The sequence below is a fragment of the Dethiosulfatarculus sandiegensis genome (assembly GCF_000931935.2).
Taxonomy (GTDB): Bacteria; Desulfobacterota; Desulfarculia; order Desulfarculales; family Desulfarculaceae; genus Dethiosulfatarculus; species Dethiosulfatarculus sandiegensis.
Genome location: NZ_AZAC01000001.1, coordinates 1 through 13,241 on the forward strand (window position 1 = coordinate 1; position 13,241 = coordinate 13,241).

Below are 13,241 nucleotides of genomic sequence, written 5' to 3' on the forward strand. Positions count from 1 at the left end.
TGTTTGACAACAACATCTAGGCTCTAAGCCTTGCCAGTTGCCGGTCGTGCAGTCGCCAGAGCAGGGCCAGGGCCAATATCGCGCCCAAAAAGGCGAGGCCCATGTCGGACTGGGTGTCCCATACATACCCCTGGGTGCCTAAAAAGTCTTCAGCCCCTTCGCCGGTCATCACCGCAACGCCCCATTCCACCAATTCATAGGCCGCACTAATGGCCAGGCAAATACATGTGCAGATGGGAGCCAGCCAGCGCCGGTCGTTCAGTACATTCAACCGCAAAAGCACTTCCCGGGCAATGATCGCCGGTATGAAGCCCTGGGCCAGATGCCCCACCTTGTCGTAGTTGTTGCGTTGCCAGTCCATGACTTCTTTAAGCCAATCAAACAGGGGCACGCGCGCGTAGGTGTAATGCCCGCCGACCATGAGAATGAGGCAATGCGCCCAGATAAGGCCCAGGAGCAGGGGGGTGGGTTTGTGGCGCTTGTAAAGGGCTATCAGCACAACGGCATAGATCAGGGCAGGAACCACCTCCAAAAACCAGGTGAAATAGTCATAGGGCCGGACCAGGGACCAGACCAATACCGCAAGAAAACTAACCAGATAGAAAACCGGCATCCCTAATCGAGCAGGCAAGGCAATCCTCCGGGAGAGGGGTGAAATTTTAAGTTAATAAAGAGCGGGATTATTCTTAACTCAAGACAACGTAAGATATTTTTTTACTTTTAATAGGAGACGGTGGTCTTCGCATGGTGAAATGGAAATTATCAAGTTTCACTCAACAAACAAAAGGACCAGCACCTTGGACAAGAATAGCACCAAAAAGCTTGGACGTGTCATACATATCGACAAAGATAAAACTCGGGTCCACTTAGACGAAATGGTCAGGGAAACAGTGGAGCAGATCTTAAACGACTTACTGGTTGCCGAGGCAGACCGGTTATGTAACGCTTCCAAATACTCCAGATCGGCCTGACAGCCGCTCAGGTCATTACGAAAGAAAGTTTTTATTCCCCACTTTTGTGGTGTCTTGAATTGATTGATGAAATGAAATTTTTTGTATGATTATCTAATATGGATGAATTTTTGACTACCTTTATTTGTTTTGTCTTTTTGTCTCTTAGCATTTTACAATATACAATACAGTCATTAGATATTTTAAGTAATAATTCAATCACGTTATCGATTTTAAAATGGAATAAACTTATTTCTTTTTTTCTGTCAGAGGTAACAAAAAAGCCATCTAACCTTAGGGGGGGATCGATAAAGCTTGGTATAAATACAAAACTATGGATAATTTGGTTGCAAAATTCCATTAAAGATAGGCTACATCCGCTTGGGTTGGAGAGATTGTAAAGTTCCTCAATCTTGTACCTATTCATGATATCTACAGGTCTTTTAGTTGGTTTGAATTCTGATGCTTTGATTGTATGTGTTTTTATCTCGTCAGAAATTTTATGCGCTTCTTGTAACTTTCTAATGAAGTATGCGGCAAAAAATATTTCTTTTTCAAAATTTACATATGACGGCTCATACCATCTTTTTTGGCCTTTACGCTTTTTTAACGAGACTGCTATCCGGGCTATTTCTTCTTTCCATGGTCCCGATTCCCAAATCATAAATATTTCCCGCTTTGTTTTTTAAGGATGAATCAATATTATATGATTATTAAACATTTAAGATCTGGTCGCAAGTACGGTAATGCATCATAACCTTTAAAATCGACCTCGGCGGTCCGCCTCAGGCCTCCAGGGCTATTTTTTATCCGCTACTCTGAATGGTTTAGAGGACAGCCCGGATACCAGCATCCGGGCTGTTTTACCAGACTGGTTTTTAGAATCTATAGGTTACTGTAAGCCCCACGCTGCGGGGTTCGCCGTCTATGCCGATCACCCCGCCGCCGACCCAGCTGTTGAGCCGATTATAATATTCTTGATCAAACAGGTTTTTACTCCACAGAGTGAAGGTGAACAATTCCGTTTCATAGCCAAGCGCCAGGTTCACCAGTTCATAGGCATCGGCCTTGAGGTCACTTGTGTTTTCCGCATCATTATAGATTTCACCAATGCCGTTAAGGTCTACTCTTCCGAAAAATCCTGTGGAGTGGCGATACATTGCCCCGATGTTAAAGGTGTAGGAGGGGACGTTGGGCAGTTTTTTGCCGCTCAGGTCAACGAGTTGCGTCCGGCCCGTGAGTGGGTTGGCCTGCTTTTTCTTCCATTCATCGACTTCGGCCTGGATCAGTCCGAATCCGGCCGAAAATTCCAGACCTTGAGCCGGTTTGGCGCGTAATTCAAACTCAACGCCCTGGCTGTGCGCCTCTCCTGCGTTTTCAACCACTCTCACAATCGCCGCCGCGCCGGGCACCTGCTGATAGATCTGCCGGTCTGTCATGTTAACCCGGAACAGGGCCAGGTTGGCCGTGAGGCGGTTATCAAACCAGTTGGTTTTTATGCCCATTTCATAGTTCATGGAGTATTCGGGATCATAAACAAAGCTTTGCTTGTTCTGAGCCGTGGCATAGGCAAAGCCACCGGAGAGATAGCCCCGGCTGATCGATGCATAGGGCATGATGTTTTCGGTTGCGTCATAGGATACAGCCACCTTGGGCAATAATTCCGTATTGTCAAAATCCTGGCTGAAATTATTGGAGCGGCCCATCAAGGTATAGGTTTTGTTGCCGCTGCCTTTTGTGTAATCCAGCCGCAAGCCGCCGGTAAGATGAAGCTTTTCAAAAAGGGTGTAGGTCAGCTGACCAAACATGGCGGCACCCTCGTTGGTCCAGTCTGCTTTATGCTCCTGCATGTAAGCGGCAAAATTAACATTAGCGTCTGAATCTTCATTGAATAAAAAAACTCCGCCCAGCCACTTGAGCGGGCCGCCGTCCTCCTTGGAGGCAAGACGAAATTCCTGGTTTAGAGAATCGGTGTTGTAATCCATGTCTGAATAGCCAAAGGGAGAAGGCCCAAGATCAAGGTCTTGATAATATTTCGTATCAAAAGAACGGCGCCCGGTTATGGATGTGAAATTAAAAGAGGGGCCGTCATATTTAACCCGCAGCGCTTGACCCGATCCCTCTCGGTCCCAATAGCCGTCGCTGTCGTTATAATTGATGATGTGGCGCGGTGTTTTCAAAGGACCTTTAATGTAGCGGTACTGGCCGTCGCCATTGTCACCTTTTTCACCATCCAAAATAGCGCTTACATCCCAGTTTTCATTGGGCGTCCACCTGAAGATTCCCCTTAGGTTTTTGTTGTCGTATCTGGCAGCGTCATCTGTGTCGCTAAATGTATTTTCCATGAATCCATTGGATGCGTGCCATTGCCCGGCGATTCTAAAGGCGAGCTTGTCCTGGATAATGGGGGCGTTTAAGTTGACTTGGCCGCGATAAAGGGGAATATCACCATGGCCGGTGTCATAAAAACCGATCTCGCCCAGCAAATTGCCGCTCAATTTGTTGCCGGGCTGCCTGGTTACGATGTTTATGACCCCGGATTCAGAGTTGCGCCCATAAAGAGTGCCCTGGGGGCCGCGCAGGATTTCCACCCGCTTTATGTCATATAAATCCGGGTTGTGCTGGTGTTGCAAAGGCATCGGAATATCGTCAACATACACCCCGCAGGCCGGATAGAGCGACATGTTGAAAGGTGCAATGCCCCTGATGACGATTATGTTTTCAATAGCGTTGTTGGATAGGTAGACATTGGGCGACATCCTGGTTACGTCCCAGAGATCCACCGTGCCGCTGTCTGTCAGGTCTTCTCCGGTTAGGGAAGTTATGCTCATGGGAATTTCTTGGATATTTTCCGTACGCTTCTGGGAGGTTACTGTGAGGTCGGAGATGGCGTAATTGGGTTTTTCGTCGTTTTTCTGCGCCGCTTCCGCAGGAGCATACCCTGTTAATCCCGCCAGAAAGGCCAGCATCATCAGTGCGTGTATTGCATCTTTTAGTCGTTTCATTTTTTCCTGCCGTGGAATTTTGTAGTGGCTAGCCCCTTTGAACGGTGGCGTAGCTTTTACGATTGGTTTTAATGCTATTAACTATTTAAGACACAATTAATTTAGGTTCTAGTTAAACCCAACGCTTTGCAATGCGGACTTTTTTATTTGCTTTGCGGAAGCAAATATAAAGAGGGGGCTTAAGGCATAGGTCCAGGCACCTGCCCTTTTGAAAGTGGTTGGGATCTTGGTCAAGGCAGTTGGTTGTGGTGTTGGGGAATTTTAAGGTTTTGTGCGGATATCCACCGGATTGGCCCCAAAATACCGCTTAAAGGCCTTGGAAAAACCACTGGGCTGGGAATAGCCTACCTCAAATGCGATTTCGGTCACGCTCTTATGGCTGTTCACCAGCAGTTGTCTAGCTCTTTCAAGTCGTTGCATACGAAGATATTCAAAGGCGCTAGTGCCGAAAACCTTGCGGAAGCCTTGGTTGAGTTTGTTTTTGTTGACCCCCACCATCCTGGCCAGTTCCGATAGACCCGGTGGATTTTCATAGTTTTGGTAGAGAATACTTTTCGCCATTATTATTGGCTCGTAGTCTTTGGGAAGCGGCGGAGGTTGTTGGGTTGCTTTGCGTTGTTGATTCATCACAAGTTCAATACTGTGAGCAAGGATCTCCAAGGCTTTGGCTTCCAGAAACAATCTTCTCATTGAGCAGGACTCGGGGCAGGAAAGGATTTGATCAACAGGCCTGCCTACCAAAGATGTGTCGATACCGGTCCTGAATAAATAATCACCGGTTAGCTCATTTACTAAATTGTCAAATATTTCAGGCACATAACCATAAGCCTCTTCCAGGATACTTCCCAGGAGATCTGGTTCGATAAAAAGGCCGATCAGCATGATCTGATGGTGGTTTTGCAGCTTAACCAGGTTTTTTCCGTTGGAAACCTTGGTTATCGTGCATTGACCCTGCCTGGTATAGCAAATATCGTTTCTGCTGTTTTTATCTGATATGGAGTGGGTCAGTGTGCCGATCACCCCGTAGGTGAACACAACAGGAGCATAGTTGTTGTCATATTCAACCAGGAATTCCTTGTGAGGTCTATGATTCCCCCTTACCAGGATGAGGCCGGGCCTAAGCTTAATGGCATGCATATAACCCAGGCCCATATCCGCCGGATATTTGAAATAGAGTTCATATCCTTGACCATGGCTGTTGATTTTGGCCAGATCAGATAACTCACCGTATAGGTTTTTACCGTTATAGATATCTACATGCTTGGCCATGTCAGCCTTGATAATGCTCTATTAAAGAAAATAACAAGTCGAATGATGCTAAGGCCTTTTGGGGCGTACGCTCTTTTTGCTCCGGTTGTGGTCATTCTTTGTTTTACTTATTGGGGTGTTGCGAATCGGTGTTAAGGTGAATTTTTTTAAAATTCTGGGTTTTTAGTTCTATATTTTTTTAGCATTGCTTAATTTTATTTGCAAGGAATTATTTTTGTAAGTATTCACTTGTTGGTATGTAGGAAATAGAGCTGTATTTTAAAGCGTTTAAGGCTATTTTAAATTTGCTGGAGGCTTTGGATAGCCTGCTGAAACAGAGTGGTTTTTTGCGATTTAAGGGATGGGCAGTGAGTCGGGTTTGAAAATTCACATTATCAAGAAAAAGATTTTGACCGGCTAAATCCCCGGCGGCCCGGCCAAAAGGCCGGGCCGCCGTTTTTTTACCCGCCTTTTTCCTGAATGGCAAAGCCCTGGTGTTGTAGTCCGGTGGAGGATGGGGTGCCTGCCACCTGGGAGAGGTAGGCAGATCCAAGGTCTTCAATGTGGCCTTTGATGTTGTCAAAATAATTAAAGTGAAGCTGTTCTTCCTCAATAATGTCTTCAAACAGTTTCATGCTGATGCTGTCGCCACAGTCTCGGCAGGTGGTCAAAAACTGGTTGTAGGCGTCAATGGTATTGTCTTCCAGGTTGGAATCAAAGGTATAAACTTCCTTTACCACTTGGCCTTTTTGAACCTTGCCGTCCGGGCTGGCGGTGGGTTCGCCGCCTAATTCTTTAACGCGTTCGGCAAACTGCTCTGCGTGGCGCATTTCATCAATGGCCACAAGTTTCATCTTGGCGGCCAGTTCCCCATAATCCTTATCATCAAGCTGATAGTGCTGGCTCATGTATTGGCTGATAGCCAAAAGTTCCATGGACCTTGCCTTGTTCAAGACCTCAATGACCTGTTGCCTTCTTTCCGATTTGTTAGCAACGGACATATCTTGCCTCCTGTTTGAGCAAAGGTTTAGGGTATTAATCGCATAATTTGCGTAGATCATATAAACCATATCAATTGTCTGAGCATTAGGTCAAAAAATATTCAGGCTAAAGTTGGTCCAGGTTTTGCCCGTAGGCATCGGCCTGAGCCAAGGTTTTCCGTTTTTCCTTTGCATCCATTTTGGCCCAGGTGCGATAAGCCATGCCTATACGCGGATTGTTGGCCAGGCGGTTTTGGTGGCGTTCAAAAAAATGCCAATAAAGGCTGTTAAAAGGGCAGGCGTTTAAACCGTGCCTTTTTTTCCAATCATAGGTGCAAGATTCGCAATAATCGCTCATGCGTTTGATGTAGCGGGCAGAGGATGCATAAGGCTTGGTGGCGATCAGTCCGCCCTCTGCAAACTGGCTCATGCCCCTGGTGTTCGTAAGCTCCACCCATTGAACAGCGTCAATATAAATTCCCAAGTACCATTCATCCACCCGGGCCGGTTCCACCCCGGCCAGCAAGGCGAAATTGCCCGTAATCATCAGGCGCTGGATATGATGGGCATAAGCGTGCCGTAAAGATTGTGAAACCACCTGCTTAAGGCAGTTCATTTTTGTTTCTCCGGTCCAGTAGAACTGGGGCAGTTTGCCCTGATGGCTTAGATAATTCATCTCAAAAAGCTCGGGCATAAGCTCCCAATAAAGTCCTCTCATATATTCCCGCCAACCCAAAATCTGGCGTACAAAACCCTCGATCTGGGGCAGGCTTATTTGAGCTGGGTGTTCTTGCCAGGCTGAAACGGCAGAGTCGATCAGCTCTTTGGGGGAGATCATCTTGGTGTTAAGGCTGAAGGAGAGGCGGGAGTGGAACAAATGCCAATTGGCCTGGGTCATGGCGTCTTGATAGGACCCAAAAAGCGGCAAAAGGTTTTCCACAAAATAATCCAGCAATTTCAACGATTGAGGCCGGCTGATGGGCCAGATCAGATTTTGAGGGTCAATTTGGCCCAGGGTTTTCAGGCTGGTTTTTTGTATCATTTGGTAGATGTCAGAGACATTGTTTGAGAAAACAAGCGGCTTGGGTATGGGGGCCTTGCCGTCATAGGGGTTTTGGTTTTTCCGGTCATAGTTCCATTTGCCGCCAACCGGTTTACCCTGCTCCATTAAAATATCATGTTTTTTGCGCATGAAACGGTAGAACGATTCCATTAAAAATCGTTTTTTCCCTTTAAAAAAATCCCCCACCTCGTGTCTTTCGGTCAGGAAATGCTTGGAATCAAAGGCTTGAGCGGGTATGCCCAGCTCTGCAATCAATTGCAGCAGTTGACGGTCCAGGCGGTATTCGTCGGGCCATTGGTATTCAAAGCGCTGGAAACCATGCTTTCGGACCAATTCCCGTAGGTTGCCCCCCAGATCCTGGCGATTTTCCGGGTCATCCAAGGGGAGGTAAAGCACTTGATGCCCTTTTGAGCGCAAGCGTTCGGCAAAATGCCGCATGGCTGCAAAAAAGGCGGCGATTTTCTGAATGTGGTGGGTCACATAATCGGTCTCCTGGCGGATTTCCATTAATACGTAGGCCGCATTGGGCTCGGGGCGGGCAAACCACTGATGGTTTGAATTGAGTTGGTCTCCCAGAATCAAACGCAGGGTCTTGGCTTCCGGCATTTTAAAAAACCTTAAACGCGAATTTTGTATGCTGATTTGTTTTCAGGTAGCAAGGTCAGTGTAACTTTTCTGGTAGAAAAAAGCAGTATTACGCAGCTTAAAAGATGGGTTAAGGCGGGTATGGCGGAAGGATAGGGATCTCTGCCTGTAAAGAGATACGGCTAAAGTTTACGGTTTGTTTGTTAAAGGTATATTGCCTACAGCCCCCATCCCTCCATATTAACCAGGCGTTCGATATGTTCCCTGACGATTTTTTCCACCTTGTCCGGGCTGGTGTCCGGGGAGCAGAGTTCTTCTTTGATCTGCCAATGAACCCGGACACTGTTAAGGCAATAGTCCTGGGTGTAGGGGAAAAAGTAGCGCAGCCTGTCCCCCCGGAATCTCAGCTCAGTGATCATGTCTATTAAAAGCTGGTTCTTGCAGGCAGTGATAAATGTGGTGTGAAAAACGGCGTGATGCTCCAAAAAGGCCTTGGTGTCTCCAGCCTGGGCGGCCTGTTCCATGGCCTTGAGGCTGTTTTCCATTTTCAGGCAATGGGTTGGGTTAATGTGTCTATGGGCTTCCCTGGCGGCAAGCCCCTCCAATGAAGCCTGGACCGGGTAGTGTGCGAAAATATCTTTCCTGGTGATTTCCTTAACAAAAGTTCCGCGCCTGGGTTTAATCACCACCAGCCCTTTTTTTTCCAGATCCCGTAAGGCTTCGCGCAGAGGTGTGCGGCTGACCTTGAAGTGCTTTTGCAGTTCAGTTTCCACCAACCGGTCGCCGCCTTTTAGTTTTCGATCCAAAATGGCCTCAACCAAGGTTTGGGAAATTCGTTGGGCAAGACCCGTGTCTTTAAGGTTTATGTCTTTTAATTTGCGATTCATTTTCGGCACATTTTGGCAAAATTTGCCCTTTTGGCCCGTTTTTGGTCATCAAAATCAAACATAGATTTTGCGGTAGGCCTAATTAAGATTTTGTTGACAAGGTATCTCGGTTAATGATATCTGTCGATTGTCGACAATAATTGGAAATACACCTTGTTGTCAATAGATATTAGCAGCTCTTATGACTTTGGGGTGTCAGCGGGCAGTTGCCGAAGGGTCGCCTCCAGATCAGATAGAGGAATTGGGAGCACATTCGGCGGTTACAAGAACCGTTTTCCTGATTTGTCAAAGTAAACCGGCCACAACCTGTTCCTGCGACGATTCTTTTGTGTGATCAGCATATTGCTCGTCGTTTTTAGTGGTATCCAATCGGTGATATTGGATAAAGTCTAGTATTCCACCTGGTTCAGGTTGCATTAATTAACGCTCGCTGTCTTTTATCACGGCGGGCGCCCCAACTAATTCCATGGGGAGTTGACATGGAAGATCCCAATCGAGCCCTGGATGATTTCAAGTCCCGGATTAGGGAGCAGGTGGAGAACCTGGCCCCTGAACTAGAGGACATCTCCCGGAAAATGTATGACAATCCGGAATGTGCTTATGAAGAGCGTGAATCCAGCCGTCTGGCCGCTCAATTTCTGGAGGGTCATGGTTTTGATGTTGAACTGGGCGCCGGAAAAGTGGAGACTGCTTTTTTGGCCAAACCAAAAGGCGCAAAACCTACTGAACCGAAGATCGCCTTTTTGGCTGAATATGACGCCTTGCCCAAGATCGGGCACGGCTGCGGCCACAATCTCATAGCCTGCGCCACATTGGGTGCGGCTGCGGCCTTGCTTGAGGTTCGCCCTGATCTGGCCGGGTCATTTATGGTGGTGGGGACCCCTGCCGAGGAGGGCGGCGGCGGCAAGGCCCTTTTAGCTGAAGCCGGGATCTTTGAAGGAGTCAGCGCTTCCTTTATGTTCCACCCCGGTCAGACCTATCATCTCGGTTCAGGCAGCTTGGGGCGTATAAAGGCCAGAGTGGAGTTCTTCGGTCAGTCATCCCATGCCGCCGCCACTCCGGAAAAGGGCGTCAATGCCTTGGATGCCGTGGTCCTGGCCTACAACAACATAAGCGCCCTTCGCCAGCAGCTTCCTTCGGATGTACGCATCCATGGAATCATTGAAAACGGCGGTGAAGCGCCGAACGTAATACCCGACTATACCAGCTCTCTTTATTATATACGTACGATTAATAAAGAATATCTGGACATTTTGTTCAAAAAATTCCAGGATTGCTGCCAGGGCGCCGCCCTTGCCACCGGTTGCCGGGCAGAGGTTAAGGTGCTGGGACCTTCTTTAGACCCCATGAAAAGAAACCGGGCTTTGGAAGAGGCCTGGAAAAACAACATGAAACCCTTGGGGCTTGAGCCTGATTACAGTGAAATCGGTATCGGCTCCACGGACCTGGGCAATGTGAGCCAACTTATGCCGGTGGTTCAGCCTTACCTGCCTATCTGTGGTGCGGAAACTTCATTTCATACTGTGGAATTCGCCGAGGCCACCCAGAGCGATAAGGGCAAGAAGGCGGTGATGGATGCCGCCAAACTTCTGGCCATGACCGCTCTGGACTATCTGGCCTCCGAAGAATTGCAGGAAAAGGCGGCCCGGGAATTCAATGGAGCCTAGCGCCTGACAGGCAAGGGCTTTATTGGCTGATCAGGGTGTTTGGAAGGGGAAGAAGAGAATCCGGACAGCCTTCCCGCAAAAGGGACAAGGTTAACCGGCAAAGATCGGCTTGATCAACCGCCTTGTTCAGACTCGCTTGCCGAGCGGGTTCTGGCAGCCTCTATAACCAGAAAAGTAATAGCTTTTTGGGGGCGCTCGAAGTGATTTGGGGGACGGTTGGCCAGGTAATGCAAAGCCACCTTATATCAGCTGGAGGAGAGGTTATGAAAAAAAACAGATGGGCCCTTTTCAGCCTGGTCATGGCCCTGGGTCTTTTATTGGCGGGGGCGTCTATGGCCCTGGCCAAGCCCCTGGTGCATGGCGCGGCCTCTGAACCGCGATCTCTTGATCCCTATTTCCATAGCGAGACACCTACCAACTCCATGAACAACAATATTTATGACGGGTTGGTGGCTTTTGACGCCGAGTTGAATGTGGTTCCCGCCTTGGCGGAAAAATGGGAAAACCCGGATAACGTGACCTGGGTTTTTCATCTTCGCAAGGATGTTAAGTTCCACGACGGCACCCCCTTTACCGCCGACGACGTGAAATTCTCCATTGAGCGTTGCAAAACCTGGGCTAAATCCGGTTTTAAATCAACGGTCAACAAGGTGAAAAGCGTTGAAGTGCTCGGGCCTCACAAGGTCAAGATCACCACACCCAAACCTTTCGGAATCCTGCACCGCAAACTGGCCCAGGTGAACATCATGTGCAAGGCCTATGTGGAGAAACACGGGGCCGAGTACCAGTCCGAGCACCCCAACGGCACAGGCGCCTACAAGGTCAAGGAATGGATCAAGGGCGACCATATCACTTTGACGGCCAACCCCGATTATTTCCGCGGCGAGGCCAAGATCAAGGAAGTTGTGGTGCGCCCCCTGACCAACGACGCCACCAGGACAGCGGCCCTGCTCTCGGGCGAGGTTGACCTGATCGACGACCTGCCGGTGAGGGACGTGGCCCGCACCAAAGGCAGCAGCGAGGTTGAATCCATCTCCCGCCCGGGCTTGAGGCTCATTTATCTGCAGATGGACCAGGACCGGGAAAAGAGCCCCAAGGCCAAGGGCCCCGACGGCAAGAACCCCTTGCTTAAGGCCAAAGTCAGAAAAGCCCTTTACCTGGGCATCAACGAAGACGCCATCATCAAGCACGTTATGAACGGTTTTGCCTTCCCGGCCGGTCAGTTCTATCCCAAGGCCGTGTTTGGCTATGACGACTCCATCAAACGGCCCGCTTATAATCCTGAAAAAGCCAAGCAACTTTTAAAGGAAGCCGGCTATCCCAATGGATTTGAGATCGAAATCGCATCTCCCAACGACCGTTACATCAACGATGAAAAGATCGCCCAGGCCGTGGCCTCCAGCCTGGCCAAGCTCGGCATCAAAATCAAGGTCAACGCCCTTCCCAAGAAGACCTTCTTCCCCATGACCGACCGCAAGGAAGCCAGCTTCTTCCTGATCGGCTGGGCCTGCGCAGATGGCGACGCCTCCGCATTTTTGGATGGCATTGCCCATACCTATGACAAGGAACGGGGCTTTGGCCGTTACAACCGTGGCCGCTACTCCAATAAGGAAGTCGATAAGCTGATCGAAGACGCCGGCAGTACGGTGGACCAGAAGGAAAGACTGAAATTCATGAAGGCCGCCCAGAAACTGGCTTTGGAACAGGACCAGGCTTTCATTCCCTTGCATTTCCAGGTCGACCTTTACGGCAAGTCCAAAAAACTTAACTGGAAGCCCAGGGCCGATCACTACATGCGTTACTATGATATGGAAATGAAATAATAAACTTTTTCAGTAAGTTCCCCGGCCGTTAAATACGGCCGGGGAAGTTGCATCCGGGCGGACCCCATGCTGGGATATTTGATTAAACGGGTACTGCAGAGCATTCTGGTTCTTCTTTGTGTGAGCATCGTGGTGTTTGCCATCATGTATCTTTCCGGAGACCCCACGGAGATGCTCCTGCCACCCGAAGCCACCCAGAAGCAGGTGGAGGAGCTTAGGCACCATTTGGGCTTGGATCAGCCGTTTTTCGTGCAATACAAGACCTTTATGGCGAGTGCTCTCCAGGGCGATCTGGGCAAGTCTTTTGTATTCAACAAACCGGCCATCGGCCTTATTGTAGAGAGAATTCCGGCCACCATGGAACTCGCCGTATTTGCCATGGTCCTGGCTGTGATCATAGGCCTGCCGGCAGGTATGTATGCCGCGGTTAAACCGGATTCCTGGCTTGCCAAAGCCATAATGTCGGGATCCCTTTTGGGGATCAGTCTACCGGTCTTCTGGCTGGGCATAATTTTAGTACTTATTTTTTCGGTTATTCTGGGCTGGCTGCCCAGTTCCGGTCGCGGGGAGACCGAGGTCATCTTCGGCATAAGGCTGGGTTTTGTAACTTGGAGCGGCTTCAAGCACCTTTTGCTCCCGGCCCTGACGATCGCCGTTTTCCAGCTTGCCCTTATCGTACGTCTGGTGCGGGCCGGCATGCTGGAGGTCTTGCTGCAGGATTTTGTCAAGTTCTTAAGGGCCAAGGGACTCAGCGCGGGCAAGGTGGTGTATATCCACGCCCTGAAAAACATCCTGATTCCCGTCGTTACTATCATAGGCCTGCAATTGGGTAATATCATTGCCTTTGCGGTGGTCACTGAGAGTATTTTCGCCTGGCCTGGAATGGGCAAACTGGTCATTGAGTCCATCCATGCCCTGGATCGGCCGGTGGTTTTGGCCTACCTGCTTATTGTCTCTCTATTATTTGTGTTTCTCAATTTCCTGGTGGACGTGGTCTATACTTTCCTTGACCCGCGCATCAGACTGAAGTGAG

Annotated in this window: 11 protein-coding genes; 4 read left to right on the forward strand and 7 right to left on the reverse strand. The window is 49.0% G+C overall.

The genetic code is table 11. The features are described from left to right. Nucleotides 1-16: 16 nt before the first annotated feature. Nucleotides 17-613 (reverse strand): DUF2238 domain-containing protein, encoded by a 597-nt coding sequence (locus tag X474_RS00005; protein WP_044346026.1) that lies wholly within the window; start codon nucleotides 611-613, stop codon nucleotides 17-19. 184 nt (nucleotides 614-797) lie between these two features. Between X474_RS00005 and X474_RS00010 the strand changes: the two genes are divergently transcribed. Continuing rightward, nucleotides 798-971 (forward strand): hypothetical protein, encoded by a 174-nt coding sequence (locus tag X474_RS00010; protein WP_156360551.1) that lies wholly within the window; start codon nucleotides 798-800, stop codon nucleotides 969-971. 31 nt (nucleotides 972-1,002) lie between these two features. Here X474_RS00010 and X474_RS00015 read toward each other — a convergent pair whose 3' ends face one another. The 6 genes from X474_RS00015 to X474_RS00045 all read right to left on the reverse strand — a co-directional run bounded on the left by X474_RS00015 (nucleotide 1,003) and on the right by X474_RS00045 (nucleotide 8,718). Then, nucleotides 1,003-1,614, reverse strand: a complete 612-nt coding sequence (locus X474_RS00015) for a hypothetical protein (protein ID WP_044346028.1) — start codon at nucleotides 1,612-1,614, stop codon at nucleotides 1,003-1,005. A gap of 214 nt (nucleotides 1,615-1,828) precedes the next feature. Further along, on the reverse strand, nucleotides 1,829-3,955 hold the full coding sequence (locus tag X474_RS00020; RefSeq protein WP_082464044.1) for a TonB-dependent receptor: 2,127 nt from the start codon (nucleotides 3,953-3,955) through the stop codon (nucleotides 1,829-1,831). 261 nt (nucleotides 3,956-4,216) lie between these two features. After that, on the reverse strand, nucleotides 4,217-5,224 hold the full coding sequence (locus X474_RS00025) for a helix-turn-helix transcriptional regulator (protein ID WP_052514651.1): 1,008 nt from the start codon (nucleotides 5,222-5,224) through the stop codon (nucleotides 4,217-4,219). 440 nt (nucleotides 5,225-5,664) lie between these two features. Continuing rightward, on the reverse strand, nucleotides 5,665-6,204 hold the full coding sequence (locus tag X474_RS00035; RefSeq protein WP_044346031.1) for a bacterioferritin: 540 nt from the start codon (nucleotides 6,202-6,204) through the stop codon (nucleotides 5,665-5,667). A 106-nt stretch (nucleotides 6,205-6,310) separates the two neighbouring features. After that, nucleotides 6,311-7,852, reverse strand: a complete 1,542-nt coding sequence (locus X474_RS00040) for a cryptochrome/photolyase family protein (RefSeq protein ID WP_044346032.1) — start codon at nucleotides 7,850-7,852, stop codon at nucleotides 6,311-6,313. A 197-nt stretch (nucleotides 7,853-8,049) separates the two neighbouring features. Continuing rightward, nucleotides 8,050-8,718: a GntR family transcriptional regulator gene (locus tag X474_RS00045; RefSeq protein WP_052514652.1), complete on the reverse strand. Its 669-nt coding sequence runs from the start codon at nucleotides 8,716-8,718 to the stop codon at nucleotides 8,050-8,052. 479 nt (nucleotides 8,719-9,197) lie between these two features. Between X474_RS00045 and X474_RS00050 the strand changes: the two genes are divergently transcribed. The 3 genes from X474_RS00050 (at nucleotide 9,198) to X474_RS00060 (ending at nucleotide 13,240) form a co-directional block, all read left to right on the forward strand. Beyond that, on the forward strand, nucleotides 9,198-10,385 hold the full coding sequence (locus X474_RS00050; RefSeq protein ID WP_044346033.1) for a M20 family metallopeptidase: 1,188 nt from the start codon (nucleotides 9,198-9,200) through the stop codon (nucleotides 10,383-10,385). Between the two features lie 263 nt (nucleotides 10,386-10,648). Then, entirely contained in the window at nucleotides 10,649-12,208 is a 1,560-nt protein-coding gene (locus tag X474_RS00055) for an ABC transporter substrate-binding protein (protein ID WP_044346034.1), read from the forward strand. A gap of 66 nt (nucleotides 12,209-12,274) precedes the next feature. Then, a complete protein-coding gene (locus tag X474_RS00060) occupies nucleotides 12,275-13,240 on the forward strand; it encodes an ABC transporter permease (protein WP_044346035.1) in 966 nt (321 codons plus the stop codon). Nucleotide 13,241: the final 1 nt, after the last annotated feature.

Bases quoted from the DNA above. Each gene is read 5' to 3' on its own strand.
- X474_RS00040 (WP_044346032.1), bottom strand. From the start codon at position 7,852: ATGCCGGAAGCCAAGACCCTGCGTTTGATTCTGGGAGACCAACTCAAT.
- X474_RS00015 (WP_044346028.1), bottom strand. From the start codon at position 1,614: ATGATTTGGGAATCGGGACCATGGAAAGAAGAAATAGCCCGGATAGCA.
- X474_RS00005 (WP_044346026.1), bottom strand. From the start codon at position 613: ATGCCGGTTTTCTATCTGGTTAGTTTTCTTGCGGTATTGGTCTGGTCC.
- X474_RS00035 (WP_044346031.1), bottom strand. From the start codon at position 6,204: ATGTCCGTTGCTAACAAATCGGAAAGAAGGCAACAGGTCATTGAGGTC.
- X474_RS00060 (WP_044346035.1), top strand. From the start codon at position 12,275: ATGCTGGGATATTTGATTAAACGGGTACTGCAGAGCATTCTGGTTCTT.
- X474_RS00045 (WP_052514652.1), bottom strand. From the start codon at position 8,718: ATGAATCGCAAATTAAAAGACATAAACCTTAAAGACACGGGTCTTGCC.
- X474_RS00020 (WP_082464044.1), bottom strand. From the start codon at position 3,955: ATGAAACGACTAAAAGATGCAATACACGCACTGATGATGCTGGCCTTT.
- X474_RS00025 (WP_052514651.1), bottom strand. From the start codon at position 5,224: ATGGCCAAGCATGTAGATATCTATAACGGTAAAAACCTATACGGTGAG.
- X474_RS00055 (WP_044346034.1), top strand. From the start codon at position 10,649: ATGAAAAAAAACAGATGGGCCCTTTTCAGCCTGGTCATGGCCCTGGGT.
- X474_RS00050 (WP_044346033.1), top strand. From the start codon at position 9,198: ATGGAAGATCCCAATCGAGCCCTGGATGATTTCAAGTCCCGGATTAGG.